Here is a 25,988-nt window from a genome sequence, read left to right as displayed (position 1 = left end):
TGTAATGTTATTACATTACATCGCTTAACCCATCCGGCGAGCATTGTGAAGACAGCCGCGCCGATCCATATTCCGGAGGGAACCGCACCGGCTCCGATGCTGTTGGTGCGGAAACGCAGGAGTGTAGCAATGCCAGGTATCGTATATCGCGTCGTCCAGCATGACGGCGGCTGGGCCTACAAGGTCGGCGACGTGTTTTCCGAGACGTTTCCGAACCACGACAGCGCGCGCAACGCCGCGCTCGCGGCAGCAAACGAGCACAGGCTCGGCGGACGCGACGCGGAAATCGAATATCAGGACAGTTCAGGCGCCTGGCGCACCGAACACGCCGCCGGCAGCGACCGCCCGGAGACGGAAGTCGAAGGTTGAAGCCCGGCTAGATGTCGAAGCCGCCGTCGACCTCGAGCGCGACGCCGGTGATGAAGGCCGCCTCGTCCGAAGCGAGCCAGAGCGCGGCATTGGCGACGTCCAGCGGCGTGGACAGCCGGCCAAGCGGAATGGCGGCGCGGATCTCCGCGCGAATTTCGGGCGTGTCGCCGCCCATGAAGCGGGCGAGCATCGGAGTGTCGCCCGACACAGGGCACAGGCAGTTGACGCGGATCTTCTTCGGCGCGAGTTCCAGCGCCATCGACTTTGTCGCGGTGATCGCCCAGCCTTTCGAAGCATTGTACCAGGTCAGGCCCGCCTGAGGCCTGATGCCGGATGTCGACGCGGTCGTAATGATCGAGCCGCCGCCTTGCCGCTCCATGATCGGCACGACGGCGAGTGTCGAGAAGTAAACCGCCTTCATGTTGACGTCGGCGATGAGGTCGAACGTCTCCTCGTCCACGTCGATGAGGCTGCCGCTGCGGTGGGTGAAGCCGGCATTGTTCACCATGATGTCGACCCGGCCGAATGCCTGCATGGCCGCGTAGACCAGTTCGTCGATCTCGGCGCGCACGGTGACGTCCGTGCCGACGGCGATGGCGCTCCCGCCGATCTCGGACGCGACGCGCTCGGCGCCCATCGCGTTGAGGTCGGCGACCACGACCTTCGCGCCTTCTTCCGCGAAGCGCCGCGCCATGCCCTCGCCGAAGCCCGAGGCCGCTCCGGTGACGATCGCGACCTTGTTCTCGAGGCGACTGCTCATCCGTGATTGAAGACGATCGTCTTCGTCGCGCTCATGTCGTAGAGCGCCTCAAAACCCTTCTCGCGGCCATGGCCGGACTTCTTGAAGCCGCCAAAGGGCAGTTCGACACCGCCGCCCGCACCATAGCCGTTGACGAAGACCTGCCCGGCGCGGACGCGCTTGGCGACTCGGTGCTGGCACGCGCCGTCCTTCGTCCACACGCCCGCGACGAGGCCGAACTCGGTGCCGTTGGCGATCCGGATCGCGTCCTCCTCGCCGTCGAAGGGGGAGAGCGCGAGAACGGGGCCGAACACCTCCTCCTGCGCGATCGTCGCGGCGGGATCGACGGAGCCGAACAGCACCGGCGCCTGGTACCAGCCGCTGGCCGGCGCATCCTTCGCGACGGAGCCGCGGGCGAGCACCGACACACCCGCCTCCTCAGCCGCGGCGATCATGCCGGCGACGCGGTCGCGCTGTTTCGGGTTGATCAGCGCGCCGAGGTCGAGGTCGGCGTCGTGGGGACCCGCGACCAGCGCCGAGAAGCGCTCCGCCAGCGCAGACGCGACCTGCTCGTAGGCGGGACGCTCCACCAGCACACGGCTGCCGGCCGAGCAGGTCTGGCCGCCGTTCTGGATGATGGCGTTGACGAGCACAGGAACGGCCGCCTCGATGTCGGCGTCGGCGAAGACGATCTGCGGCGACTTGCCGCCGAGCTCCATCGTCACGCCACGGTTGTTGATCGCGGCCGCCTGCTGGATCGCCGTGCCGGTAAGCGGCGAGCCGGTGAAGGTGACGTAGTCGACGCCCGGATGGGCCGAAAGGGCCGCGCCCGCTTCGCGGCCGTAGCCGGTGACGACGTTGACGACGCCCGGCGGAATGCCCGCCTCCAGCGCCAGCTCGGCGATGCGGATGGCGGTCAGCGAGGCGTCCTCGGCCGGCTTGGCGACCAGCGTGTTGCCCATGGCGAGCGCCGCGCCCAGCACGCGCGCAAGAATCTGCAGCGGGTAGTTCCAGGGAATGATGCCGGCGACGACGCCGTGTGGCTCGCGCAGCGTCAGCGCAGTATAGCCGGGCAGGAAGGGGATCGTGTCGCCGTGGATCTTGTCGCCCGCGCCGCCGTAGAATTCGTAGTAGCGCATGGTGGCGGTGATGTCCGCCCTGCCCTGCCGGATCGGCTTGCCCGTGTCGCGCGATTCGAGCGCGGCAAGCTCCGTGCCGTGGCTCTCGACCAGCTGGAACAGCCGCGTCAGGCAGCGGCCGCGCTCGACCGCCGGCATGCGACCCCAGGGGCCCTCGTCGAAGGCCTTGCGCGCCGAGCGAACGGCGCGGTCGACATCCGCCTCGCCCGAGGCGGGAATCGAGGCAAACACCTTGCCGTCCGAGGGGGAAGCCACGTCGATGCGCGCGCCCGACAGCGCGTCGGTCGGCTTGCCGTCGATGATCTGCATGAAGGCGACGCCCTCGGCGACGGTTCGAGACAGGTGGGTGCCCATATCGGCTCCTTTTCGCTTTTCACCGGCCGCGCGGTATGCTGCACTGCAATAGCGCCGGGCCGGGGTGCCGCAGGAGAAGACCCTCCCTCGGGCAGTGTCAAGCTGAAGCAATCGCTCCGGCGGGACTAGGAACTTTAAATCGATTAGATTATACGAGGGCCGGAGCGCTCCGGAACAGACAGCGGGCACAGCATGACCAGCCAGATCATCCCCGTCGAACCTTTCGACTTCATCGCCTTCGGCGGCACCGGCGACCTCGCCGAGCGCAAGCTGCTGCCGGCGCTCTATCAGCGCCAACGCGCGGGCCAGTTCACCGAGCCGACACGGATCATCGGCACCTCGCGTGCGAAGATGACGCACAAGGAGTACCGCGAGTTCGCCAGGAAGGCGATCACCGACCATGTCAAGGCGAACGAGATCGACGCACAGGAGCTCGACACCTTCCTCGCCCGCCTCTCCTACATCGCAGCCGACGGCAAGACCGGTGAAGGCTTCGACGCCATCAAGAAGCAGGTCGGCGACAGCGAACGCATCCGGGTGTTCTACATGGCGGTCGCGCCGGCGCTGTTCGGCGACATCGCCAAGCATTTGAAGGGCAGCGGGCTGATCTGCAAGAACAGCCGCATCGTCGTCGAGAAGCCCATCGGCCGCGACCTTGCCTCCGCCCAGGCGCTGAACGACCAGATCGGCAGCTATTTCGACGAGCAGCAGATCTTCCGCATCGACCACTATCTGGGCAAGGAGACGGTGCAGAACCTGATGGCGCTGCGCTTCGCCAACATGCTCTACGAGCCGCTGTGGAATTCGGCGCATATCGACCACGTCCAGATCACCGTCGCCGAGACGGTCGGCCTGGAGGACCGCATCGGCTACTACGACAAGGCCGGCGCGCTGCGCGACATGGTGCAGAACCATATCCTGCAGCTCCTCTGCCTCGTCGCCATGGAAGCGCCCTCCTCGATGGATGCCGACGCGGTGCGCGACGAGAAGCTGAAGGTGCTTCGCTCGCTGAAGCGCATCAACGGCCAGGAAGCGCCCAAGATGACCGTCCGCGGCCAGTATCGCGCAGGTGCCTCGGCCGGCGGCGCGGTGAAGGGCTATCAGGAGGAACTCGGCGCGCAGAGCTCGACCGAGACCTTCGTGGCGATCAAGGCCGAGATCGAGAACTGGCGCTGGGCCGGCGTGCCGTTCTACCTGCGCACCGGCAAGCGGCTCGCGACCCGCGTGTCCGAGATCGTCATCGAGTTCAAGCACATCCCGCACTCGATCTTCGGCGACAATGCCGGCCGCATCCTGGCGAACCAGCTCGTTATCCGCCTGCAGCCCGACGAGGGCGTGAAGCAGTGGATCATGATCAAGGACCCCGGCCCCGGCGGCATGCGGCTGCGCAACATCGCCCTCGACATGAGCTTCGCCCAGTCCTTCCAGGAGCGGAACCCCGACGCCTATGAGCGGCTGGTGATGGACGTGGTGCGCGGCAACCAGACGCTGTTCATGCGCCGCGACGAGGTCGAGGCCGCGTGGAAGTGGATCGACCCTATCCAGGGCGCATGGGCCGAGAACCTGCAGGAGACGCAGGGCTATACGTCCGGCACCTGGGGCCCCTCCTCTGCCATCGCGCTGATCGAGCGCGACGGCAGGACCTGGCACGAGAGCACCTGATGGGATCGCGCAAGGCATGGTGGCGGGCATTCGAGACGCGTGACGCGCTCGCCTCCGCGCTTGCCGCGACCGTCGCCGATCGCCTGCGCGCGGCGATCGAGGCGAAGGACGGCGCAACGCTTGCCGTCTCCGGCGGCACGACGCCGGCGCTGTTCTTCGACGCCCTGTCGCGCAAGGAACTCGACTGGACGAAGGTCGTCGTGACGCTGGTGGACGAGCGCTTCGTCCCGCCCGCCTCCGAGCGCTCCAACGAGCGTCTGGTCAGGGAGAAGTTGCTGAGGAACGAGGCGCGGCTGGCGCGGTTCGTCGGCCTTTATTCGGACACCGCCACAGCCGAGGCAGCCGCCAACGGTGCCGATGCTGCCGTCGCCCTGCTCGGCCCCCGGCTCGACGCCGTCGTGCTCGGCATGGGCGCCGATGGCCACACCGCCTCCTTCTTCCCCGACGCGCCCAACCTCGACGCGCTGACCGACCCGTCGCAGCCGCGGCGCGTCATGTCCGTCGATGCCCCATCCGGCGGCGAGCCGCGCATCACGCTTACCCTGCCGCTTCTCGTGGACGCCGGCCTCCTCGCGCTCCATATCGAGGGGGAGGCGAAGAAGATTGTCCTCGAGCGGGCGCTGGCGCAGGCCGCGCCCAGGCTTCCCATCGCCCGCGTTTTCGACGCCGCAGCAGCACCGATCGATATCTACTGGGCTCCGTAGGAGATCCGCCATGTCCGCCCTGAAAGCCATCGAAGCCATCACGGACCGTATCCGCGAGCGGTCGCGACCGCTGCGCGAGGACTATCTCGGCCGCGTCGAGGCGGCCACTGGCAATCGCGCCAACCGAGCGGTTCTATCCTGCGGCAACCTCGCCCACGGCTTTGCCGTCTGCGCGCCGAACGAGAAGGTGGCGCTGGGCGGCGATGTCGTGCCGAACCTCGGCGTCATCACCTCCTACAACGACATGCTGTCGGCGCATCAGCCGTTCGAATTCTTCCCGCAGCTCATCAAGCAGGCGGCGCGCGAGGCCGGCGGCATCGCACAGGTGGCGGGCGGTGTGCCGGCCATGTGCGACGGCGTCACCCAGGGCCAGCCGGGCATGGAGCTGTCGCTGTTCTCGCGCGACGTGATCGCGATGGCGACTGCCGTCGGCCTGTCGCACAATATGTTCGACGCCGCCGTCTATCTCGGCGTCTGCGACAAGATCGTGCCCGGCCTCGTCATCGGCGCCCTGACCTTCGGCCACCTGCCGGCGGTGTTCATCCCGGCCGGGCCGATGACCTCGGGCCTGCCGAACGACGAGAAGGCGCGCGTGCGTCAGCTCTATGCCGAGGGCAAGGTCGGCCGCGCGGAACTGCTTGAGGCGGAATCGAAATCCTACCACGGCCCCGGCACCTGCACCTTCTACGGCACCGCGAACTCGAACCAGATGCTGATGGAGATCATGGGCCTGCACACGCCCGGCGCCTCCTTCGTCAATCCCGGCACGCCGCTGCGCGACGCGCTCACCAAGGAAGCGACGAAGCGGGCACTCGCCATCACCCATCTCGGCAATGCCTACACGCCCGTGGGGCGCATGATTGACGAGCGCTCCTTCGTTAACGGCGTCGTCGGCCTGCACGCGACGGGCGGCTCGACCAACCACACAATGCATATCATCGCCATGGCGCAGGCGGCCGGAATCAGGCTGACCTGGCAGGACATCTCCGACCTGTCGGACATCGTGCCGCTCCTGGCTCGCGTCTATCCGAACGGGCTGGCCGACGTGAACCATTTCCACGCTGCGGGCGGCATGGGGTTCCTGATCCGCGAGCTTCTGTCTGGCGGCTACCTGCACGACGATGTGCAGACCGTGTGGGGCGAGGGACTTGCGGCCTATGCGGTCGAGGCCAAGCTCGGCGCGGACGGCACGGTCGTGCGCGAGCCCGCGCCCGCAATCAGCGGCGACGACAAGGTGCTTGCGACCTCGGCAAAGCCGTTCCAAGCCACCGGCGGGCTCAAGGTTCTGAAGGGCAATATCGGCCTCGCCATCGCCAAGACCTCCGCCGTCAAGCCGGAGCGGCGGCGCGTCGAGGCGCCGGCCATCGTCTTCCACAGCCAGGAGGAGATGAACGCGGCCTTCAAGGCGGGCGAGCTCGAGAAGGACTTCGTCGCCGTGCTGCGCTTCCAGGGGCCGAAGGCGAACGGCATGCCGGAGCTGCACAAGCTCACCACCGTGCTCGGCGTGCTGCAGGACCGCGGCTACAAGGTGGCGCTGGTGACCGACGGGCGCATGTCGGGCGCCTCCGGCAAGGTGCCGTCGGCGATCCACGTGACGCCCGAGGCGCTGGACGGCGGCGTGATCGGCAAGATCCGCGACGGCGACCTGATCCGTCTCGACGGCGAGGAAGGCACACTCGAAGTGTTCCTGTCGGCGGAGGAGATCGCCACGCGCACCTGCGTGACGGCCGACCTCACCGCCAATGGCTACGGCATGGGGCGCGAGCTGTTCGGCGCGTTCCGGGCCATGGTGGGTCAGGCTGAGGCTGGCGCGAGCGTCTTCGCCTGATCAGGCCCTGAGGCGGGCTTCCTCGGCGGCGTAGACGAAGATGCGCCGGGCGATGTGGACCGAGGCCTTGCCGTTGGCCGCGTCCGCGCAGGCGCGATCGGCCGCGTAGTACCACTTGCCGTGCGTCTCGGGCCAGCCTTCCCGCAGAAGATCGCGGGCCTGCGCCAGCGTCCTGATCTCGGCAAGACCGCTCTTTCCGGTCTTCAGCAGCACCGGCTCGTGAAACGTCTGGTCGATCGGCATGGCATCACCCCTCGGCAGTCGTCGCGGCAACGGTCCGGGCCGGCCAAGGTTCCACGCGCCGGCGGGATTCTTTTCATCTTGCCAAACGATCGCTTGCGCGGGACTGACTTCAAGCGAAACGCGGAGGAATCGCAATGGATCTCGGATTGAAGGGCAAGGGCGTCGTGGTCACCGGCGGCTCGAAGGGCATCGGCTTCGCCTGCGCGAAGGCTTTCCTTGAGGAAGGCGCACGCGTCGGCATCGTGTCGCGCTCGCGCGAAAACATCGAACAGGCCCGCGCCGCCCTGCCCGGCGTCTACGGCATCGCGGCCGACCTGAGCGACGCCGACGCCGCGGCCGGCGCGATCGCGGCGATGACGGCGCATCTCGGCGCGATCGACGTGCTGGTGAACAGCGCAGGCGCGGCCAAGCGCACCCCGCCGGACGAGCTCACCCCGCAGGCCTACCGCGCCGCAATGGATGCGAAATATTTCTCCTACGTCAACGCGATCGACCCCGTGGTGAAGGCTATGGCCGCGCGCGGATCGGGCGTGATCGTCAACGTCGTCGGCAACGGCGGCAAGGTGGCCTCGCGGGTTCATATTCCAGGCGGCGCGGCCAATGCGGCGCTTATGCTGGTGACCGCCGGCCTCGCCACGGCCTACGCGCCGCGCGGCGCACGTGTCGTGGCGATCAATCCTGGCGGAACGGAAACGGGGCGGGTGGCCGAGGGGCTGGCCGCCGAGGCGCGGCTCTCTGGCATCGACGTCGAGGAAGCCCGCCGCGCCAGCGTCGCCCGCATCCCGCTCGGCCGGATGGCAAGCCCCGAAGAGATCGCCAACGCAGTGCTGTTCCTCGCCTCGGACAAGGCCAGCTACATCACCGGCGTGTCGATCAGCATGGACGGCGCGGCGAATCCCGTGGTGGTGTAGGCCGTATCGGCCCCGGCGATCGCACATCGAGCTTGCGATGCATTTATCCACCTTGGGATGCGAGACTATGATGACTCAGGAACGCGGGAGAGTTACGCAGAATTCTATCAAGCGCTGATTGGGATGTCCGCTATCAGCAGCCCCGGTCTCCCCAACGGTAGCTGTTTCACAACCTCTCCTTCTGGATTGAGAACAGCGGTCGGCCCCAATGATACGAGGTCGTCACGTTCGCCGGTGACATCTGCCGATACGAGCCAGAGGCCGGTCTCTCGACATCGGTCGCCACGCACAGAATTATGGGCATCTCTCAAGATTTCTGCCTTGTCCCTTCGCATCATATTGTTTGCGGGACAGACGATGAGTGTTGCGCCGGTGTCGGCAACACGCTGCGCTGCCGCAGGGAAGTTGGTGTCGTAGCAGATGTTTACTCCGAAACGCAGGCCGCCGGCAGTGAAGACTGGCGTATCCGTCCCGGCGGAGAAGGCGCTCTCGCCCGGCAGAAGATGCCTTTTTCGATAGTAGCCGACCGCGGTCGCCCCTTCTATGACGACGGCGCTGTTGAATAGCCTGCCCATCGATACCTCGATGAAACCGATTACGATTATGGGCGCGACTTTCGGGAAACGTTTTATCAGATCATTGAAGCGGCTGGAGGAGACATCTAGCGCAACCCTGCGTGCAGATGCTTCGTCGGTAAAATACCCTTGGAGGTATCCCTCGGGAAAACAAAGCAGGCATGCGCCTTCGGCTTCCGCCTGTCGCGAAACCCCGACGGCATAGGACAGAGCGCCCTCAACGTCCTCCCTGTATTCGGCAGTCTGTGCAGCTGCGATCCGTACGGCTGTCATGTCATGCCTTCTGATTTCAGCTCTGGCGCTACGTATACGAGGGGAAGCAGTTCCCCACGCGCATCGGCCGGATTCGTCCGCTCCACCACCTCCCCCACGCGCTCGCGACGGCGACTTCCTCGCCTCCTGACGGCATCAATACGTCGTGCGTCGCTCCTCCGAGGGCGGGCGGCCGAACTGGAGCCGGTAGGACTGCGCGAAATAGGAGTGCGAGGTGAAGCCGGTGGCGATCGCCACGTCGAGGATCGGCATGTTGGTCTGGCGCAGCAGCTCGCGGGCGCGCTCCAGCCGGAGCCGCATGTAGTAGCGGCCGGGCGTCATGTTGAGATGGCGCAGGAACAGCCGCTCGACCTGGCGCACCGACAGGCCGGCCGCCTTGGCGAGATCCACCGCCGACAGCGGCTCGTCGAGATTGTCCGCCATCCGCTCGACGATCTTGCGCAGCTTGTCCGACTTGCCGGTCAGGTCGCGTTCGGGCCCGACGCGCTGGCGGTCGCCGGCCGAGCGGATGCGCTCGTGCTGGAACTGGTTGGCAACCTCGTTGGCAACCCCTGCCCCGAAATCCGCGCGGACGATCTCCAGAAACAGGTCGATCGAGGTCGTGCCGCCCGCGCAGGTATAGCGCTTGCGATCGATCTCGAAGACGTTGCCCGTGCAGTCGATGTCCGGGAAGCGCTCGCGGAAGCCGGCGCGATTCTCCCAGTGGATCGTGCAGCGGTGGCCGTCGAGCTGCCCTGCCTCGGCAAGCGTGTGCGAGCCTGCCGACAGTGCACCGAGTGCGGCGCCGCGGCGGCCGAGGCTGCGCAGGCCCGAGAGCACCTTGGGCTTGCCGGGGAACTCGAAGGTCAGGCCGGCGCAGACGAACAGGATGTCCGCCGCCGGCAGGTCCGCGATCGCATAGTCGATCTTGAGCGGCAGCCCGTTCGACGCCACCACCGCCTCGCCGTCGGCCGACACCGTCTTCCAGGAATAGAAATCCCTGCCCAGCATCCGATTGGCCGAGCGCAGCGTGTCGATCGCCGCCACTAGCGAGAACATGGGGAACTTGTCCACCAGCAGGAAAGCGAATTGCCGGCCGGAAGCAGAGGGGTCGGGCATGACGGCGTTCTACAGGATGCCGAGGGGAGCGGGAAGGAGGTGGAGCAGGCAGTAGGCAGTAGGGCTCAGGCAGGAGGATTACTCGGCAAGACACGAAGCGCCAACAGAATTCGGCTTCCCTGCTGCCTAAGCCCTACTGCCTACTGCCTCAGAACGTCGGCCTTCCCACCCCCGCCGACCTGCAGGCCGAGACGAGGGTGTTGGCCATCAGCATGGCGATCGTCATCGGCCCAACGCCGCCGGGGACAGGCGTGATCGCGCCGGCGCGCTGCGCGGCCGACGCGAACTCCACGTCGCCGACGAGGCGCGACTTGCCCTCGCCCTTCTCGGGCGCGGGGATGCGGTTGATGCCGACATCGACCACGGTCGCGCCCTCCTTCACCCAGTCGCCCTTGACCATCTCGGGCCGGCCGACGGCGGCGACGAGGATGTCGGCGGTGCGGCAGAGCGCCGGCAGGTCCTTCGTCCGCGAATGCGCGATCGTGACCGTGGCGTTGGCGGCGAGCAGCAGGTTCGCCATCGGCTTGCCGACGATGTTGGAGCGGCCGACGACGACGGCGTTGAGGCCGGACAGGTCGCGGCCGTGGATCCGCTCGATCAGCAGCATCGAACCGGCCGGCGTGCAGGGCACGAAGGCCGTGTCGAGGACGCCGGCGCCGAGCTTGCCGACATTGATGAAATGGAACCCGTCGACGTCCTTGTCCGGGGAGATCGCCTGGATCACCTTGCCGGAATCGATATGCGCGGGCAGCGGAAGCTGCACCAGGATGCCGTGGATGGCGGCATCGGCGTTGAGCGCGTCGATGAGCGCCAGGAGCTCGGCCTCGGGCGTATCCTCCGCCAGCGTGTGCTGCACGGAGTGAAAGCCGCATTCGCGCGCCTTGCGCGATTTGGAGGCGACGTAGACCTGGCTGGCGGGGTCCTCGCCGACGATGACCACGGCGAGACCCGGCTTGACGCCCGTTCCCGCGACCAGTTCGGCAGTGGCCTTCGCCACCTTCGCAGCGACCTCCTCGCCCGCCTTCTTGCCGTCGATGATCTCAGCCATGATGCACCCTCCTGCTTCGGCAGGCGCGGTCATGGCACGAAATAGCGGCGAGTCCTACCTGTCAAAGCGGCGTACTATGCCGCATTCCCGTTTCACATGCGGCCGCGCGCGCGGCTGGTGGCGAGCTCGCGCACGGCGGTGCGGAATTCGCGCAGGCTTTCGCGGATGTCGTCGATCGAGCTCGCATCCGCCTGCACCTGCTGGAAGGTCTGGGGCTGCGGCGGCTGCGTCATCTCCTGCGGCGGCTGCCAGCCGGCGGGCGGCGCGAACTGCGGCTGCGCCGGCCAGGGCTGCGGCGACTGCATGTTGAGCGGCATCTGCGGCTGCGGATAGACCGGCTGGGCATGGCCCGGCTGTTCGGGCCAGGCGCCCCAGTGCTGCGTCGGCGCGGGCTGTGGCGGATAGGCAGGCGGCTGCGGGCGCGCGGCAAGCCAGGCCTGGTAGGCAGCCTGCTGCTGGGCGGCATAGGCCGCCTGCGGATCGTACCAGCCAGGCGGCTGCGCGGGCTGCGGCATCGGCTGCCCCGGATAGCCCGTCTGCGTCGGGACATACGGATAGGCCTCGGGCTGCGGCGGAGCGCTCTTTCTGGCTTCGGCCGCGGCGACGGCCGGAGCCGGTTCGGCCGTGCGCCTCGTGGCTGCAGTGGCCGCTTCGGATGTCTCGCGCCGCGCGGCGGAGTGCATGATCCTGTCGATCTCGTCGTCGGTCTCGTCGCGCGGGCGGCCGGGTGCGGGGCGCGGCGCCGGGCGGACGGGGCTTCCGCCTCCGCCCGAGCGCAGGCTGTCGATGGCGCCGCGGGCGCCGCCGATGCCGACGCCGGCCATGAAGCCGAGGATCGTGGCGGCGATCACTGTCATGCTACGCGAAGGCCCGAGAGGCTCGAGCGGCGGCTGGGCCACCGAGATGACGCTCATGTTCGCGGTGTTCATGCCGCGCTGCTCGTTGGTCTCGCGCGCACGCAGCAGGAAGGATTCGTAGACGGCGCGCTTGGCGGCCGCTTCGCGCTCCAGTTCGCGCACCGTGACGAGGTCCTCGCTGACCTGCGCCTGGCGCGCCTTGAGTTGGGCGAGGCGGCTGGCGAGGTCCTGCTCGAGTTGCACCGCGCGCTTGAGGTCTACCTGGATCGAGGAACTGATGCGCCGCAGTTCCGAGGCGAGCGAATCGCGCGCGCCGGCGAGCTGGGCCTCGGCGGCCAGACGCTCGGGGTGGCGTGGTCCGAGCCGGACCGACAGGCGCTCGACCTCCTGCTTGGCCGTCGCATATTGCGTGCGCAGCTCCGCCATCACCGGCGAGCTGATCTGCTCGGGCAGGCTGCCTCCCACCACCGCATCGGGATTGAGGTCGCGGATCGAGCTGGCACGCGCGTTGAGCTCGATCGTGCGGGCTCGGGCGATGGTCAGCTGGTCGTTCAGCTTGACCATCTCGTCGTCCGAGATCAGCCGGCCCTGCGCGTCGACGAGATCACGCTCGGCCTTGTAGGCTTCCACCTTGCGCTCGGCCTCGTCGAGGCCCTTCTGCAGCTCGGCAAGGCGCGAGGACAGTTCATCGGAGGCGCGACCCGCCGTGTCGGACTGGATGTCGCCGTAGGACTGCAGGAAGGTCTCGGTCAGCGTGTTGGCGATCAGCGCCGACTTCTCGGCGCTCTGCGTGACGGCGGAGATCGAGACCACGAAGGTCTTGCCGCCGCGCTCGACGTCGAGGCTCTTGGCGAGGCCCTGGATCGCCAGCGCGCGGCGCAGGTCGCCCTCGCCCTTCTCGCTGCGCGAGAAGATCGATCTCAGCTCCGAGACGAGCGCGCCCAGGCCGAAGCTCTTTTCGTCGCCATTGAACTCGGGGTCCGCGGCGAGGTTCAGCTTGTCCACGACCTTGGCCAGGACGTTGCCGGAGGTGAGCACCTTCACCTGGTTCTCGACGATCGCCAGCGTGGCGTCGGACGGCAGGCCGCCCTCGGTCACGTTGCGGTCGGTGATCTTGATGTCGCGGGGGTCGACGAGGAGCTCGGCGACGGATTCGAACTTCTTCGGCGTCGACAGCGCGATCATGACGCCGAGTGCGGCGCCCGCCACGGTCGTCGCCAGGATGATCCAGCGCGAGCGGACGATGCCGTTCCAGATCTTCAGCGGGTCTATCAGCGGCCGCCACAGCTCCCCGGCGGGAGCCGGCGCGGTGGCGGACGGCGGCGGCGCGACCACTTCGGGTGCCCGGGGCGGCGGCGCCGGTGCCGGCGCGACGGGTGCCGCCCGGGCGGCGGCAGGGCGAGGCGCTTCCTCCTCGACGGTCTCCGGCAGAGCGGCGAGCGCCTCGAGCAGACGGTTGGAGCGCGCCTCGCGGCGCGCGCGCGCGATGCGGTGCCGCTCGGCGGCAGAGGTTTCGGCGGCGTCGAAGCCGGCCGATGCCGGGTCGCCTGCCGCGGGTCTCGACGGAGTCTGCCCGAACGAAAGCAGAGAACGCGGGGGTCTTCCCTGGTCTCGATGGTCCGGGTTGATCATTCGCCCCTAGCGCCTTTTCGGTCATGCCTGCCGACTGGAGGGTTCCCAATCGTTAAGGCACGCTAAAGAGCCATGGGAAACAAATGGTTAATTTCTGTGGCAAGATATATGGCGATGGACACATTTTTCACGTGTTCCGCGGCGCCCGTTCCGCCTTCGCGAGCAGCAATGCTGAACGACACGTTAAACTTTCCCCGCTAGGGTTGCGGCGTGTCCAGCGTCACGCCGAGCGGCGAAACAATCGAACGGAAACCGGCCTCCATGATTTCCGCGATGCTGCGTGGACGGATCGGCGTCCTGCGCGACTATGCAAGCGCGATCAGCGGCTCAGCCGGACGACTGGTCTTCTCGCTGATCTACTTCATCGCGCTGGCCAACACGCTCACGATCGCCGAATTCGGCCTGTTTGCGACCGCGTCCGCGGCCGGCGTGATGCTGTCGCGCATCCTGGCCTTCGGCTACATCACCGCGCTCTACCGCACCGCCACCGTGCGCCCTGCCCTCATCGGCGTGTTCACGGCCGGGTTCATCTTCATGGCGCTGATTTCATTGCCGGTTCTCGGGCTGGCGAGCTTCACCGCGCACGCGCTGTTCTTCGGCAGTCAGATGGCGCTGCCGGTCTTCCTGACCGTGATCGCGGCCGAGGCGCTCCTCTGGCGGCCGGTCGAGACGGTGGTGATCGTCAACAACGGCATGGGTCGCTTCGGCCGCGCGTCCATTCTTGTCATCCTCGGCACGGTGCTCAGGGCCATCGCGGCGAGCGCCTTCGCGTTCATGCCGGTGCGCGACCTGCCGACCTGGAGCCTGTTCTATCTCGCGGCCAACGCCGTCTCGCTTTTGATCGCGGCCGGCTTCTTCTATCCGCGCTGCCGGCTGAGGCTCAGGCCGAGGGTCTATCTGCGCCGCCTGCCGGATTCGCTCTACGTGGCGGGGGCCGAGATCCTGTTCTACCTGCAGATGGAGATGGACAAGCTGCTGGTCCTGGCGCTCGGCGGCGCGCAGCTCGCCGGCATCTACGCGATGATCATGCGGCTGGTGGACCTGACCGCGATTCCGATCCGCACCTTCACCATGATGCTGGTGCAGCGCATGATGCGCACGCCCGAGCTTCTGGCGAAGACCATCCGGCGGGTCGGGCTGGAGGCGGCGGTCTTCGTCGCCTCGACCGCTGCGCTCGCCGTGCTGGCGGTGATCCTGCACTACTTCCCGACCCTGCTCGGCAGGAACGTTTCGGAGGCCGCGCCGCTCTTGGGACTGGCCCTGTTCGTGCCGGGCCTGCGCAATCTCGTCGAATACCAGGCGGAGCTGCTCTTCGCCCGCGGCCAGACCCTGCTGCGCGCAATCAACCTCGCTTTGCTCGCCGGCCTGAAGGCGGTGCTTCTGGCGGTGGTTCTGGTGCAGTCGCTCGAAGTCAGCCAGCTCGTCATCGTGCTGAACGCGGTCTTCGCGCTGCTCTACATCGCCTCGGCACTGCTCACCTACAGCGCGATGCGGCTGCCGGCGAAGACCGTCTGATCAGGCCTCGATGAGCCGGCGGATGCGGCCGACATCGGTGCCGATGAACGACTGCATGCCGATCGCCACCTGGTCCGGACTCATGGCGGCGACGAATTCGCGGAACGTCTCGTCCGACAGAGCAGGTCCGGTCCAGTAAACGCGGCAGAGCTCGTTCGAGGCGTGGAAGTGCCCCTGCCCTTCCAGCACCTCGTCCGCGTAGCGGCCGTAGATCATGCATTCGGAGAAATGCCTGTTCGAGGCGATGCCGGCCACCCAGTGACGGCCGGTCACCTGCTCGATGCGCTGGCACATCGTCACCGCGGCGTCGCGGCGCCAGGCGATGACGGTCGCGATGTAGTCGTTCCGCGGCTGCGCCGAGAGGCCGAGAATCTTGCCTGCATTGCTCGCCCACAGCCGCTGGTCGTCGAGGCCCTCGTCGGCAAGCGCGCCGTCGCGGCGGAAGAGGCGCAGGTCGCCCCCGTCCCACAGGGAACGGCAATCGAAGGGGCGCAGGAAGGCGACATCGGAATCGCAATAGACCAGCGCCTCCTCGCCGACATGATGCGCGATAGCGATGCGGCGCAGCTGCTGCACGTGCCAGCCGCGCAACGGCATCGTGCGCACGGACAGCCAGACCCGCTTGCGGAAGCGGGAGAGCGGATCGGGAAAGGACCGCAGCCAGGACGGCAGCAGGTCGTGCTCGTCCACCACCGTCCGTTGTGGCCCTTCGAGCTGCCGGAACAGCGCGACATCCTCAGAGGCGACCAGGATATAGTGATGCGAATGGCCGGTGACGTAGCGGTCCACCGTCTCGCACAGCAGCCGGCAGCGCTCCAGATCCGGCTTGTAGCTTGCCGTGACAATCGCGTTCGTGCGGCGAAGCACGTCATGCATCGCGCACGCGCTCCGTGCCGGCGCGGTAGCCGCCGAATTTCTGTGCCAGCACCCGCGCCAGGAAAAGCGGGTTGCCGACGACGTAGCGCCGCCACAGCCGGCCGGGCTCGATCCAGAGGCGGTAGAGCCATTCGAGCCTCAGACGACGCACCCAGAGCGGCGCGCGCGGCACGCGGCCGGAGAGGAAGTCGAGCAGCGCTCCGACGGCGATCGGCATCGTGCAGTGGATGGACGTCAGGTTGCGCTCGATCCACAGTTCCTGCCGCGGCACGCCCATGGCGACGAGCAGAATGTCCGGCCGATAGTCGGCGATGTCGGCGATGATGTCCGGCTCCTGCTCCTTGGTGAAGTAGCCATCGTGGATGACGCGATACTCGTGCTGGGGTGCAAGGGCGGACAGTTGCTCGGCCGCGCCGCCGGCGTTCTCCTGCGTCGCGCCGAGCAGCGCCACCTTCAACGGTGAGGATATCGACGCGATCAGTGCCGGCACGAAATCGGTGCCGTTGAGATTCGCCGGGAAGGGTCGGCCGTGCAGCCATTTCGCCGCGATGTCCACGCCCACGCCATCGGGAAGGACGAGGAAGCTGTCGAGCGCGCGGGCGAACTCGCGGTCGGCGCAGGCGACGTTGGCATTGTGCGCGTTGAGAAAGCCGACCGGCATGAAAAAGCGGTTGCGCAGATATCCGCCGAGGATGTCCAGCGCCTCCTGCCAGCCCATGGCCACCACCGGCACGCCCAGGATCTCCATCGAAGGCTGGCGGGGCTGGGGCGGCGGCGAGGGTTGGAGATTCATGCCGCGGCCTCATGTCCGGCGGCGGCAATGCGGGCGAGGCCGCGTGCGATCTCGCGGTCGAGCGCGGCGCGCTGCGCGGCGTGGAACGCACGGCCGTCGGCGTCCGGCCCGGGATTGCGCGCAACATCGACCAGCGCACGCGCAAACCCCACAGGATCGTCGGCGATCACGCAGTTGTCCGGCACGTTGGCGATGCCGCGCAGCGACCGCGGCGTCGCAACGGAGGGCAGGCCCAGCTCAAAGGTCTCGATCGTCTTGAGCTGGACGCCGGTGCCGGCGCGGCTAGCGAGCGGGATCACGCGAGCTGAGCGCACGAACTCGGTCGCATCCGGCACGAAGCCGACGAACTTCACGCCGGGATGTGCGCTCGCGAGGTCGGAGGGCGTCTTGCCGGCGATCCGGACGGTGAAATCGGCCGGAAGATGAGGCACCACCTCGCCGAGGAACCATTCAAGGCCGATGCGGTTCGGCTGCCAGGTCCAGGTGCCGATCAGCGCCGCGTCGCAGGTCGTCTCGCGCGGACCCGGCGGCGGAGGCGGCTCGAGGCGCGTCACGAGCGGCAGCGCGGACGAGCGGTCGTTTTGATCGATGCCGAGGAGCGGCCGGTCGTCCTCGGCCAGCGTCCAGACGAAATCGGCACGGTCGCACAGCCGGCGCTCGATGCCCCGCAGCAGGCCTGCCTCACGCGTATAAAGCACTTTCTGCATCAGCCCGCGCGCAGCCGCCGCGTTCTCCTCGGCCGAACGGTATTCGACATTGTGCGCGACGAAGATCGACGGCCGGTCGCGGAACACGCCCTCGAAGGCGCCGGCGAACTGGGCGGCGTTGAGGACATAGCCGTCATGCGGCCCGATCGAGGCAAGCGCCGCGCGGACCTGGTCGGGCGTCGCCGCGCGCAGTTTCACAGAGGAAAATGTAAGGCCGGTCGACATCGCCTTGAGCAGCCAGCTCGCCTTCTGCAGACCCGATGCATTATCCGTCCGGACATCGACCTCGCCAAGGACAATCGTATGCTCGGGATCGGACGGCGCCGCGCCCGGCCAGATGAAGCCGAGCACCGTAACCCTGACGCCCGCCCGCCGCAGCGCGTCGACGATCGCGGCATTGGCGATCTCATAGCCCGTCGTGGCGGTTCCGGAAGGGACGATGGAGGTGGCGAATACCAGATGCATTGCGGCTTCCTGTTGCCACGAGGCGTTAGCACGAGCGCATCTCGGAGGGGTTAAGCCGGTATCCGAAATTACCTTCGGCGTATCGGAATTCGGACTGAGCGGCAGCCGAAGATAATATTTGTTTAATGTGCGGTTAACCCGTCTTCATGGCGCCGGAGGAACATGCATCTGGCATTAGACGCCAGCAACGCTCTCCTGCTGCCGGCCAAAATCGTACATTCGCCAGGATAATTCTGCGGGCAGGAACCTCGATGAACCGCCACAGCAGATAGGATCCTCCATATACGGCCACCAGCCCAAGGGTTAGCACCGCGCCGGTGCCGAACTCTTCGACGTACCCCTGCCTCCTGATGAAGTGCAGAACGAGTTGGTGCCACATGTACGTGACGAAACTGATCTCTCCCAGCAGGACGAAGGGGCGTAAGCTCAGCAACCGTGACAACACCCCAGCCCCGTTTGCGAACACGCATATCAGGAGGCCGAATGCGGGGAATCCGGCACAAATTGCGAGCCAGGAGAACAGCGCGACATTGCCGCTTGCCCGCAGCGAAGCCGCCGCCTCGCGGAGCAGCAGGAGCCAGGCGACGACCACGAGCAGCGAGCCAATTTCCGCCGCAGTTCCAGACAATATCCGATGCCCCGCGCGCCCACCGGCGAACCAGCGGGCGACGAGCACGCCGAACGCGAATTCCGCCAGTCGCATCGGCGGAAAATGCAGCGAAAAATGACGCTGCGTTGCCGCATCGAACAAGCCCGATTGACCAACGAGCCAAGCGGCAAGAAAAGAAGCCGACGCGATGCCGGCTACGATCAAGCCGAGCCGACTCGCCACCAATAGCAATGGTAGCAGGATGTAAAAAAAGGCCTCGACAGAAATGCTCCACGACACCGAATTGTACGAGAGCACATATGCGGAATGCGGAAACCAGGCTTGAAGCAACAGCAGATTTGCAATCGCCGACAGGACATCGCCCGAGGGAGCCAGTGCCAGGCAAGCCAGCAGGAAAGTCACCAGATGTATGGGCCAGATCCGGGCGAATCTCGATACGAGGTAGCGCCCCGTGCCATCTGGCAGATCACGATAATTGTAGGCTAGGATGAAGCCTGACAACACAAAAAAGAACGACACCCCATTGGCCAGGATTCCGGCACGGTAGAGATCGAACTGCTTCCCGAGGTGGAATGCGACAATTGCACCAGCGGCGAGGAAACGAAGAGACGTTAGGGCTGGCAGGTTTTCTGGCCGCATCGGCATTGTTGTCCGGTCGAGATGTGAACGTCACCTTGAGAGCAACGGCATCAGAAATCAACCTCCAGCTGTCGCGTTCAGGGCTTTTAACGGGCCCTTAATCACGAAGCCTCATAGACATTCGGAGCCAAACGGACGCATTGCGCCGACATGAACCCCCGTCCTTCCGACCCGGCGATCTCGCTCGTCGCCCGCAGCCCCGGCCTCGATGCGCAGGCCGTGGACGTGGTTGTGACGATGCCGACCTTCCGCCGCCCCAAGCAGGTGCTGGAAACGCTCGCCTCGCTCGAGCGGCAGCGCACGCAGCGCCGCCTTGCCGTGATTGTGATGGAGAACGACGCCGAGGGCCGGGAGGGCGTGACGGCGGCGGGCCCGTGGTTCGACAGCGGCCGCATTCCCGGCCTGCTGATCATCGCGCATGAGCGCGGCAATTGCAGCGCCTACAATGCCGGCTGGCTCACCGCGCTGATCCAGTTCCCGAATTTCCGCCACCTCCTCGTCATCGACGACGACGAGATCGCCGATCCGGACTGGCTGGAGCGGATGTGCCGGGCGGCGGAAACGTTGCCGGCCGACATCGTCGGCGGGCCGCAGCTGCCCGTGTTCGACAATCCGGCGCACCAGCACTGGGAAAGCCATCCGGTCTTCTCGACGCCCTACAAGACGAGCGGCCTCGTGCCGGCCCTCTACTCGTCCGGCAATCTGCTGATCGGGCGCCACGTGCTGGAGAAGATGGGCTCGCCCTTTCTGGAGCTCGCGTTCAATTTCATGGGCGGCGGCGACAGCGACTTTCTCTCGCGCTCGGCGGCCGCCGGCTTCCGGCTCGGCTGGTGCGCGGAAGCCCCGGTCTACGAAGCTGTGCCCGAGCGGCGCGTCAAGGCGGACTGGATCCGGGCGCGCGCGCTGCGCAACGGCGTGATCTCGACCCTGGTCGAGAAGCGCAAGCGGGCCGCGGACCCTCTCGGCAAGCTCAAGGTTGTCGCGCGCAGCCTGGCATTGCTTGGTGCCTCGCCGCTCAGGGCCGCCGCGCGTTACGCCAGTTCCGGCTCGACATCGATCGCACTCTATCCGATCTATGTTGCTCTGGGCCGGATCGGCGCCGAATTCGGCTATGCCAATGAACAGTACCGCACTCCCGAGAAGAATTGACTGGGACCGCATCGCCGACGCCTTCACGGCGCGGCGTATCGGCACCATCCTCGCGGCCGCGCTGCTGACGGTCGTCATCATCTCCTTCAAGCCGTTCCAGCCGGCGCCTGCGCCCGGCGTCCAGGAGGGTGGCGACATCGTCAACCAGCTCGGCTTCGGCTCGCTTGGCGCACTCGCGATCTTCTCGCTCGCCTGCTTCGTCGACCGACGCGTGCTGATGTCGCTAGTCAGCCCGTGGTGGGTGATCCTGCTCGCCTTCCTTGCGCTGTCGGTGATGCATGCGACGGATGCGCCCTCGGCCTTCCGCGCCGCGATGTTCACGCTCATCGGCATATTGACCATCGGAGCCGTGCTGACCGTGCCGCGCGACGCCGATTCCCTGTCGACAGTGTTCGCCTTCGCCGGGCTGGTGACGGTCGGCCTCTGCTATTTCGGCCTCATCGCCTTTCCGACCGAGGCGATCCACAGTGCGGATTCGATGGAACCGCAGCATGCGGGCTTCTGGCGCGGCTCTTTCAGCCACAAGAACATCGCCGGCCCGGTTATGGCCTGCCTGTCCTTCATGGGCCTCTATCTGTGGCGGCGCGGCTGGCGGAAGATCGGAACGGTCCTATTCGCCGGCGCGATGCTGTTCATGGCCAATACCGGCTCTAAGACGACCGCGGGCCTCGTCCCGATGGCCATCCTGCTCGTCATGCTGCCGGGCATCATCGGCCTGAGGCGGCTGGTGCCGCTGATCTTCGCGCTCGCCATCGTCGGCACGGCGCTGGGCACGCTCGGCATCGTCTTCATCGCGCCGCTGAAGCAGCTCGCGGCCGAGTATTTTCCGGGCATGACCTACACCGGGCGCACGGCGCTGTGGGAGTTCTCCGGCGAGATGATCGCGAAGCGGCCATGGACCGGCTACGGCTTCGAGAGCTTCTGGGGAACCCCGTTCCTGATGAACACCGACCAGCCGTTCGACCGCGATTGGGACATCCGCGGCATCGTGCACGGCCACAACGGCTATCTCGACATCGCCGTGATCATGGGCGTCCCGGCGCTCATCGCCGCCGTCATCGCCTTCCTCATCGTCCCGCTGTCCGACTACCTGCGCTCGGGACCGCGGCGCGAGAACGTGCTGCTGGCGGACATGTTCATGATGATGCTGCTGTTCACCGCGCTCAACGCCTTCCTCGAATCCTTCTTCTTCCGCCGCGCCGATCCGGTCTGGCTGTTCTTCGTCATGGCGACGCTCGGACTGCGGCTCGTCGCGCGCTATCCAGTGGCGACCCGCATTCCGGATTGAGCGAGTATTCTCCAGCCCCTTGCAACGATCGGCAGGCCGGTCCATTCCCCTGACAGGAATGGAGGCGCAAAATGTCGGTTCTGGTTGTTCTCGTCGGCTGCGGCAATATGGGCCATGCCATGCTGTCGGGTTGGCTGACATCGGGCAAGCTCAAGCCGCACGAAGTGTTCGTTGTGGAGCCTAACGAGGCGCTGCGGGCGCGGGCCGCGGAGCTCGGAGCCCTCACCGGCGCCAGCGCGGCGGAGATGCCCAAGGAGACCGCGCCGACACTGGTGATCTTCGCGGTCAAGCCGCAGGTGATGCGCGACGTCGTGCCCACCTATCAACACTTCGCCGGCATGGGCGCGACCTATCTCAGCATCGCGGCAGGCACGCGGATCGCGGTGTTCGAGGAGATATTGGGCGCAGCAGCCGCGGTCGTGCGCTGCATGCCCAACACCCCGGCGGCGATCGGCAAGGGCATGATGGTAACCTTCGCCAACCCGAACGTCACGAAGGAGGCGAGCGCCTTCGTCGCCGACCTCCTGTCCGTATCGGGCGCGGTGGCGACGATCGACGACGAAAGCCTGATGGATGCGGTGACGGCCGTGTCTGGCTCCGGCCCCGCCTATATCTTCCATTTCATCGAATGTCTCACAGCCGCCGGCGAGGCTGCCGGCCTGCCTGCCGCCACCGCGAAACTGCTCGCCATGCAGACCGTCTACGGCGCGGCCTGCCTTGCGAAGGAAAGCAACGAAACGCCCACCCGCCTGCGCGAACAGGTGACGAGCCCGAACGGCACGACCGCCGCCGCGCTGTCGGTGCTGATGGGCGAGGACCGGCTGAAGACGCTGCTGACGGAAGCAGTGGAAGCGGCTCGCAGGCGCGGCGTGGAGCTGGGGTGAAGGCTCACACCCGCCGCAGGTGGTTGTCCCAGGCCGGATTCGCCGCGGACTCCTCCAGGATCGCTGCGCGCGCCGCGGGCGACATGTCGTCGACGGCCCCCCGTCCTGTGGTCGCCAGCACGTGGCCGGGCTTGAAGGGCGCCACGCCGCAGACGTCGGCCATGCTCTGCTCGCCGAGATAGCGGCCGGTCGCGGCATCCCAGAAGGCGACAAGGCCGCCGAGCGGCGAGGATGTCGCCACCACCTCGCCCGAGGCATCGACCGAAACGGAGCCGATATAGTTGTCCATGCGGCGCAGCAGGTCCGGTGGCCCGGCGAACAGTTCCGCCTCGCGGCCGCGGCGGTGGCGGCCGACCAGCGGCGGACGATCGCCCTTGTCACCCTCGTACTGGCAGCCGAACCAGACCGCGCCATGGGCATCGACGATCAGGTGGCGGATCGACAGCTTGTGCAGCTCCTTCGGCAGCGCCACCTTGCTCGACGATGTCGCCGCTCGCCATGTCGAGATAGGCGAGGCTCGGCGCCATCGTGTCGATGTTGAGCTTCAGCTTGTCGTAGTCGGGATGGGTGAGGATGCCGCCATTGGCGACACAGGCGGTCCTGCCGTCCGGCATCAGCACCACGTCGTGTGGGCCGATGCCGCCGCAGTCGAACTCGCCGAGCCGCGCAAACCCCTTGCCGACATCGTAGATGCCGGTCACGCCCTTGCCGGCTTCATAGTCGTTCTCCGAGGCGAACATCAGCCGTCCGTCCGGCGAGAAGATGCCGTGGCCGAAGAAATGCCGGCCCTCGGCCGCGACCAGCGGCTGCGGCACGGCCTTGCCGTCGATGTCGAAGGCGACCGCATAGCGGCCCGGCGCACGCGCAAAGGCGACGGCCGTGCGGCGGACGTGGTCGATGGCAAAGGAGTGGCCGCGGTCCTCGATCGGCAGCACGAGCCGGTCGACGCCGCGTGCGTCGAGCACGGCCACCTCGTGCTGGCCTCCCCGCGCCCGCGCCGCGAGATAGAGCTGCTCGTCGGCGGCCATCGCCCCCGACGGCGCGATGGCGGCGGCGCCGACAAGCGTCAGGAAGGTGCGGCGGTCAATCTCCATCGAGCGCGTTGAACCCCATGGTCAGGCCGAGCGCGGCGGCAAGATCGCTGCCAATCAGCTCGCCAGCGTGGTGGAGTGCGAGTTCGGCGTAGGTGAAACGGCCGCGGTCGGGCTCTGTGCCGAACGCCTGTTCGGCCGGCCCCTTGACCAGGCCCAGCGTGCGGATCGCATTGTCGAGTTCGAAGCGGATCGAGGCAGCCACGTAGCGGCTGTCTTCCGGCAGCGACTGCTCATAGCCGGCGGTCGCCAGCAGCCTGCGCACGCCGTCCACCTGCGCGGCGATCAGCGGCGCGGTCAGGTCGCTGCGCCACATCGGCGCGCGGCGGCCGTTGGCCTTGGCCGGCGCCTCGCCCAGCGGCGGCGACAGTTCGGCGGAGCGGACGAACTGCAGCGCGGTGGCGAGCGCCTTGACGATCTCGCCCTGCATTTCCGCCTCGCTCCGATAAGGTTCCTTGCCCTCGGCGGGCGCAGAGAACGAGGCGGCGAACGGCATTCCGTCGGCCCATTCCCCGGCGACCGACGCCGCGATCGAGGCAATGTTCGACGAAATCGCGGCGGCGACCGAGCAGCGCCACGGATCGCCCGCCGCGAGCTTCTCCGACCCGGTGCCGTACAGCGCGAATTCCAGCGCGGGAAAGCCCTGCAGCGCCGCGCTCTTCCCGCTCATCCCGGACGCGATCTCTCCCGGATCGCCGGACGCCAGCAGCCCCTGCACCTGCTTCAGTCCGATGCTGCGCGCATCCGGCCAGAAGAAGAGTTTTTCGAAGCGTCCGTCGGCCGCGAGCGGGCCGAAGCGCAGGATAGAGACATGGCCCCAGTCCTCAAGTGCTGCCGCGAAGGCCATGTGCGAGGCTGTCAGCGTCGCGTCGGAGGGCGTCTCGCACAGCGCCTTGACGGACGACGCGAGGCCAGCCGTCGAGCGGGTGAAATCCGCAAGCGACGGCGCGACGAAGCCGTCGAGTACCTGCCCGCCCACGCCCTGCGCCGAAGCCGGGACGATAGAGGCGAGCAGCGCAAGCGCACCCAGCAGGTTCCGCATCACAGCGACTCCAGGAATTTCACCAGCGCGTCGCGCTCGGCCTTCGGCAGCGCCACGTAGTTGTCGCGCGCCTTCTGCGCCTCGCCGCCATGCCACAGGATCGCCTCCTGCAGCGTGCGGGCGCGGCCGTCATGCAGGAAGCCCGCCTCCGCGCTCACCTTGTGCGAGATGCCAATGCCCCAGAGCGGCGGCGTGCGCCATTCGCTGCCGTCCGCCAGACCTTCCGAGCGACCGTCCGCCAGCCCTGGCCCCATGTCGTGCAACAGCAGATCCGTATATGGCCAGATGAGCTGGAAGCGCTGCGCCTCGTGCGTCGCATTGCGGCTGGTGACATATTTCGGCACGTGGCAGACGGGGCAGCCGGCCTGGTAGAACGCCGCCTTGCCGGCAAGCACGTCCGGCTTGTCGAAGCCGCGCCGCACCGGCGGCGCGAGGTTCTGCGAATAGAAGACGACGAGGTCGAGCACGTCCTGCGGCACTTCCGTGTCGCCGTAGCGCTCCTGCGCCCCGTTCGGCATGGCGCGGCAGTCCGGCTGGGCCTCGGTGCAGTCGCCGGCATTGTCGGGCAGGATCGGCGTCGACAGGCCCATGTCGCCGGCAAAGGCGTGCGCGGTCTGCTGTTCGACGCTCGGCTGCGCCGCCTTCCAGCCGAAACGGCCGATCAGGAGCCCGCTCTTGCCGTCGGCGATCAGGTTCGGGCGGCCCGAGATGCCGTCGCCGTCTTTGTCGTCCGGATCGGCATGGGCCATGATGTCGGCGTCGTGGATCGCCTCGAGCAGCCCCATGCCGGACATGGCGGGCGCGATGCGGCCGGACATCATCAGGCCGGAGGCGAGCGGGCCAAAGCCCGGTTTGTCGATCGTGAGCGTCGGCTTGCGCAGGGTGACCGTCTCGCCCTCCGAAAGCGCCACCGGCACATCCTCGTAATCGATGTGCACGCGACCCTCCGGCGCAAGGCCCGCCGCGGAATTGTCCTGCAGCTGGAGGCCGTAGACCGGGTCCGGGGCGGCTGCGAGAGCGCCGGCGGCGATCAGCCTGGCCTGTTCCTCATCCGGCGGCACGGAAAGCCGCACGAGATAGGACACCGCGTCGGCGCCGGGCGACAGCGGCGCATGGCCCCGCCCGTCCTTGATATGGCAGGCTTGGCAGTTGCGCGAATTGAACAGGGGACCGAGCCCGTCGGACGCCTGCGTCGAGGAGGGCGCCGTCACCCAGTCCTTGCGGAAGATGCCGTTGCCGAGCGAGAAACGCTCCTTGTCGGCGAAGGACAGGTTGGCCGAGGGCTGCGACAGGGCATTGGCGTCACCGACCTTCGGCGTCGTCGCAGCACCCCCTTGCATCTTCTCGAACTTCTCCGGCTTGGAAAAATCCGTGGCCGGGAGCGTGATGTCGTGCACCCGCTCCCGGTCCGTCGGCGAAAGATCGTCGCGCAACCCGCCCGCGACGACCGCGGTCGCCGCGAGAAGCAGGAACGATGTCAAACGGATCTTCATGACG

The 25,988-nt window shown here is 67.2% G+C and carries 24 protein-coding genes; 9 read left to right on the top strand and 15 right to left on the bottom strand.

Annotation, left to right across the window (positions count from 1 at the left end):
- Window positions 1–129 precede the first annotated feature (129 nt).
- Window positions 130–369 carry a hypothetical protein gene (locus tag LRS09_RS17415; RefSeq protein WP_257808100.1) on the top strand — a complete coding sequence of 80 codons (240 nt, stop codon included), beginning with the start codon at window positions 130–132 and terminating at the stop codon, window positions 367–369.
- Window positions 370–376: 7 nt separating this feature from the next.
- On the opposite strand, the gene LRS09_RS17410 is transcribed toward LRS09_RS17415, so the two are convergent.
- Together LRS09_RS17410 and LRS09_RS17405 are read right to left on the bottom strand one after the other, a co-directional pair.
- Window positions 377–1,129: an SDR family oxidoreductase gene (locus LRS09_RS17410; RefSeq protein ID WP_257808099.1), complete on the bottom strand. Its 753-nt coding sequence runs from the start codon at window positions 1,127–1,129 to the stop codon at window positions 377–379.
- Window positions 1,126–2,601, bottom strand: a complete 1,476-nt coding sequence (locus LRS09_RS17405; RefSeq protein WP_257808097.1) for an aldehyde dehydrogenase family protein — start codon at window positions 2,599–2,601, stop codon at window positions 1,126–1,128. The genes LRS09_RS17410 and LRS09_RS17405 overlap by 4 nt, the downstream gene beginning before the upstream one ends.
- 192 nt (window positions 2,602–2,793) lie before the next feature.
- Between LRS09_RS17405 and zwf the strand changes: the two genes are divergently transcribed.
- Genes zwf through edd form a run of 3 tightly spaced genes read left to right on the top strand, consistent with a single transcriptional unit; the run spans window position 2,794 to window position 6,795 of the window.
- A complete protein-coding gene (gene zwf, locus LRS09_RS17400; RefSeq protein ID WP_257808096.1) occupies window positions 2,794–4,263 on the top strand; it encodes a glucose-6-phosphate dehydrogenase in 1,470 nt (489 codons plus the stop codon).
- Window positions 4,263–4,967 carry a 6-phosphogluconolactonase gene (gene pgl, locus LRS09_RS17395; RefSeq protein WP_257808095.1) on the top strand — a complete coding sequence of 235 codons (705 nt, stop codon included), beginning with the start codon at window positions 4,263–4,265 and terminating at the stop codon, window positions 4,965–4,967. The genes zwf and pgl overlap by 1 nt, the downstream gene beginning before the upstream one ends.
- Window positions 4,968–4,977: 10 nt before the next feature.
- A complete protein-coding gene (edd, locus tag LRS09_RS17390) occupies window positions 4,978–6,795 on the top strand; it encodes a phosphogluconate dehydratase (RefSeq protein ID WP_257808093.1) in 1,818 nt (605 codons plus the stop codon).
- Here edd and LRS09_RS17385 read toward each other — a convergent pair whose 3' ends face one another.
- On the bottom strand, window positions 6,796–7,038 hold the full coding sequence (locus LRS09_RS17385; protein WP_257808092.1) for a DUF982 domain-containing protein: 243 nt from the start codon (window positions 7,036–7,038) through the stop codon (window positions 6,796–6,798).
- 134 nt (window positions 7,039–7,172) lie between these two features.
- On the opposite strand from LRS09_RS17385, the gene LRS09_RS17380 reads away from it, so the two are divergent.
- Window positions 7,173–7,949 (top strand): SDR family oxidoreductase, encoded by a 777-nt coding sequence (locus LRS09_RS17380; protein WP_257808091.1) that lies wholly within the window; start codon window positions 7,173–7,175, stop codon window positions 7,947–7,949.
- A 107-nt stretch (window positions 7,950–8,056) separates the two neighbouring features.
- Here LRS09_RS17380 and LRS09_RS17375 read toward each other — a convergent pair whose 3' ends face one another.
- From LRS09_RS17375 to LRS09_RS17360, 4 genes are all read right to left on the bottom strand, one after another.
- The gene (locus LRS09_RS17375; protein WP_257808089.1) at window positions 8,057–8,797 is read right to left on the bottom strand and encodes a carbon-nitrogen hydrolase family protein; all 741 of its coding nucleotides are present in this window, start codon (window positions 8,795–8,797) and stop codon (window positions 8,057–8,059) included.
- A 135-nt stretch (window positions 8,798–8,932) separates the two neighbouring features.
- Window positions 8,933–9,895, bottom strand: coding sequence for a GlxA family transcriptional regulator (locus LRS09_RS17370; RefSeq protein WP_257808088.1), 963 nt, complete (start codon window positions 9,893–9,895; stop codon window positions 8,933–8,935).
- 148 nt (window positions 9,896–10,043) lie between these two features.
- A complete protein-coding gene (gene folD, locus LRS09_RS17365) occupies window positions 10,044–10,943 on the bottom strand; it encodes a bifunctional methylenetetrahydrofolate dehydrogenase/methenyltetrahydrofolate cyclohydrolase FolD (protein WP_257808087.1) in 900 nt (299 codons plus the stop codon).
- Window positions 10,944–11,035: 92 nt separating this feature from the next.
- Complete coding sequence (locus tag LRS09_RS17360) at window positions 11,036–13,432, bottom strand: GumC family protein (RefSeq protein ID WP_257808086.1); 2,397 nt, start codon at window positions 13,430–13,432, stop codon at window positions 11,036–11,038.
- 261 nt (window positions 13,433–13,693) lie between these two features.
- On the opposite strand from LRS09_RS17360, the gene LRS09_RS17355 reads away from it, so the two are divergent.
- Window positions 13,694–14,947, top strand: a complete 1,254-nt coding sequence (locus LRS09_RS17355) for a lipopolysaccharide biosynthesis protein (RefSeq protein WP_257808084.1) — start codon at window positions 13,694–13,696, stop codon at window positions 14,945–14,947.
- Here the strand turns inward: LRS09_RS17355 and LRS09_RS17350 are convergent, their stop codons facing one another.
- The 4 genes from LRS09_RS17350 to LRS09_RS17335 all read right to left on the bottom strand — a co-directional run bounded on the left by LRS09_RS17350 (window position 14,948) and on the right by LRS09_RS17335 (window position 19,037).
- On the bottom strand, window positions 14,948–15,823 hold the full coding sequence (locus tag LRS09_RS17350; protein WP_257808083.1) for a DUF6492 family protein: 876 nt from the start codon (window positions 15,821–15,823) through the stop codon (window positions 14,948–14,950). It abuts the gene before it with no gap.
- On the bottom strand, window positions 15,816–16,616 hold the full coding sequence (locus LRS09_RS17345; RefSeq protein ID WP_257808082.1) for a WecB/TagA/CpsF family glycosyltransferase: 801 nt from the start codon (window positions 16,614–16,616) through the stop codon (window positions 15,816–15,818). Before LRS09_RS17345 ends, LRS09_RS17350 begins: the two co-directional genes overlap by 8 nt.
- Window positions 16,613–17,788: a glycosyltransferase family 4 protein gene (locus tag LRS09_RS17340; protein WP_257808081.1), complete on the bottom strand. Its 1,176-nt coding sequence runs from the start codon at window positions 17,786–17,788 to the stop codon at window positions 16,613–16,615. Before LRS09_RS17340 ends, LRS09_RS17345 begins: the two co-directional genes overlap by 4 nt.
- 133 nt (window positions 17,789–17,921) lie before the next feature.
- On the bottom strand, window positions 17,922–19,037 hold the full coding sequence (locus tag LRS09_RS17335; RefSeq protein WP_257808080.1) for an acyltransferase: 1,116 nt from the start codon (window positions 19,035–19,037) through the stop codon (window positions 17,922–17,924).
- Window positions 19,038–19,187: 150 nt separating this feature from the next.
- Between LRS09_RS17335 and LRS09_RS17330 the strand changes: the two genes are divergently transcribed.
- The 3 genes from LRS09_RS17330 to proC all read left to right on the top strand — a co-directional run bounded on the left by LRS09_RS17330 (window position 19,188) and on the right by proC (window position 22,358).
- The gene (locus LRS09_RS17330; protein ID WP_257808079.1) at window positions 19,188–20,186 is read left to right on the top strand and encodes a glycosyltransferase family 2 protein; all 999 of its coding nucleotides are present in this window, start codon (window positions 19,188–19,190) and stop codon (window positions 20,184–20,186) included.
- A complete protein-coding gene (locus tag LRS09_RS17325) occupies window positions 20,155–21,474 on the top strand; it encodes an O-antigen ligase (protein WP_257808078.1) in 1,320 nt (439 codons plus the stop codon). The genes LRS09_RS17330 and LRS09_RS17325 overlap by 32 nt, the downstream gene beginning before the upstream one ends.
- 71 nt (window positions 21,475–21,545) lie before the next feature.
- Window positions 21,546–22,358, top strand: coding sequence for a pyrroline-5-carboxylate reductase (gene proC, locus LRS09_RS17320; protein WP_257808077.1), 813 nt, complete (start codon window positions 21,546–21,548; stop codon window positions 22,356–22,358).
- A gap of 4 nt (window positions 22,359–22,362) precedes the next feature.
- On the opposite strand, the gene LRS09_RS17315 is transcribed toward proC, so the two are convergent.
- Genes LRS09_RS17315 through LRS09_RS17300 form a run of 4 tightly spaced genes read right to left on the bottom strand, consistent with a single transcriptional unit; the run spans window position 22,363 to window position 25,984 of the window.
- A complete protein-coding gene (locus LRS09_RS17315; RefSeq protein WP_257808076.1) occupies window positions 22,363–22,830 on the bottom strand; it encodes a DUF1513 domain-containing protein in 468 nt (155 codons plus the stop codon).
- Window positions 22,736–23,452: a DUF1513 domain-containing protein gene (locus tag LRS09_RS17310; protein ID WP_257808075.1), complete on the bottom strand. Its 717-nt coding sequence runs from the start codon at window positions 23,450–23,452 to the stop codon at window positions 22,736–22,738. The genes LRS09_RS17315 and LRS09_RS17310 overlap by 95 nt, the downstream gene beginning before the upstream one ends.
- Window positions 23,442–24,491 (bottom strand): imelysin family protein, encoded by a 1,050-nt coding sequence (locus tag LRS09_RS17305; RefSeq protein WP_257808074.1) that lies wholly within the window; start codon window positions 24,489–24,491, stop codon window positions 23,442–23,444. The genes LRS09_RS17310 and LRS09_RS17305 overlap by 11 nt, the downstream gene beginning before the upstream one ends.
- Complete coding sequence (locus LRS09_RS17300; RefSeq protein ID WP_257808073.1) at window positions 24,491–25,984, bottom strand: di-heme oxidoredictase family protein; 1,494 nt, start codon at window positions 25,982–25,984, stop codon at window positions 24,491–24,493. The genes LRS09_RS17305 and LRS09_RS17300 overlap by 1 nt, the downstream gene beginning before the upstream one ends.
- Window positions 25,985–25,988 lie beyond the last annotated feature (4 nt).

It is taken from the genome of Mesorhizobium sp. J428, assembly GCF_024699925.1.
Classification (GTDB): Bacteria; Pseudomonadota; Alphaproteobacteria; order Rhizobiales; family Rhizobiaceae; genus Mesorhizobium_A.
Note: the sequence above shows the minus strand (reverse complement) of the source record. Positions and strands in the feature narration are given on the sequence as shown.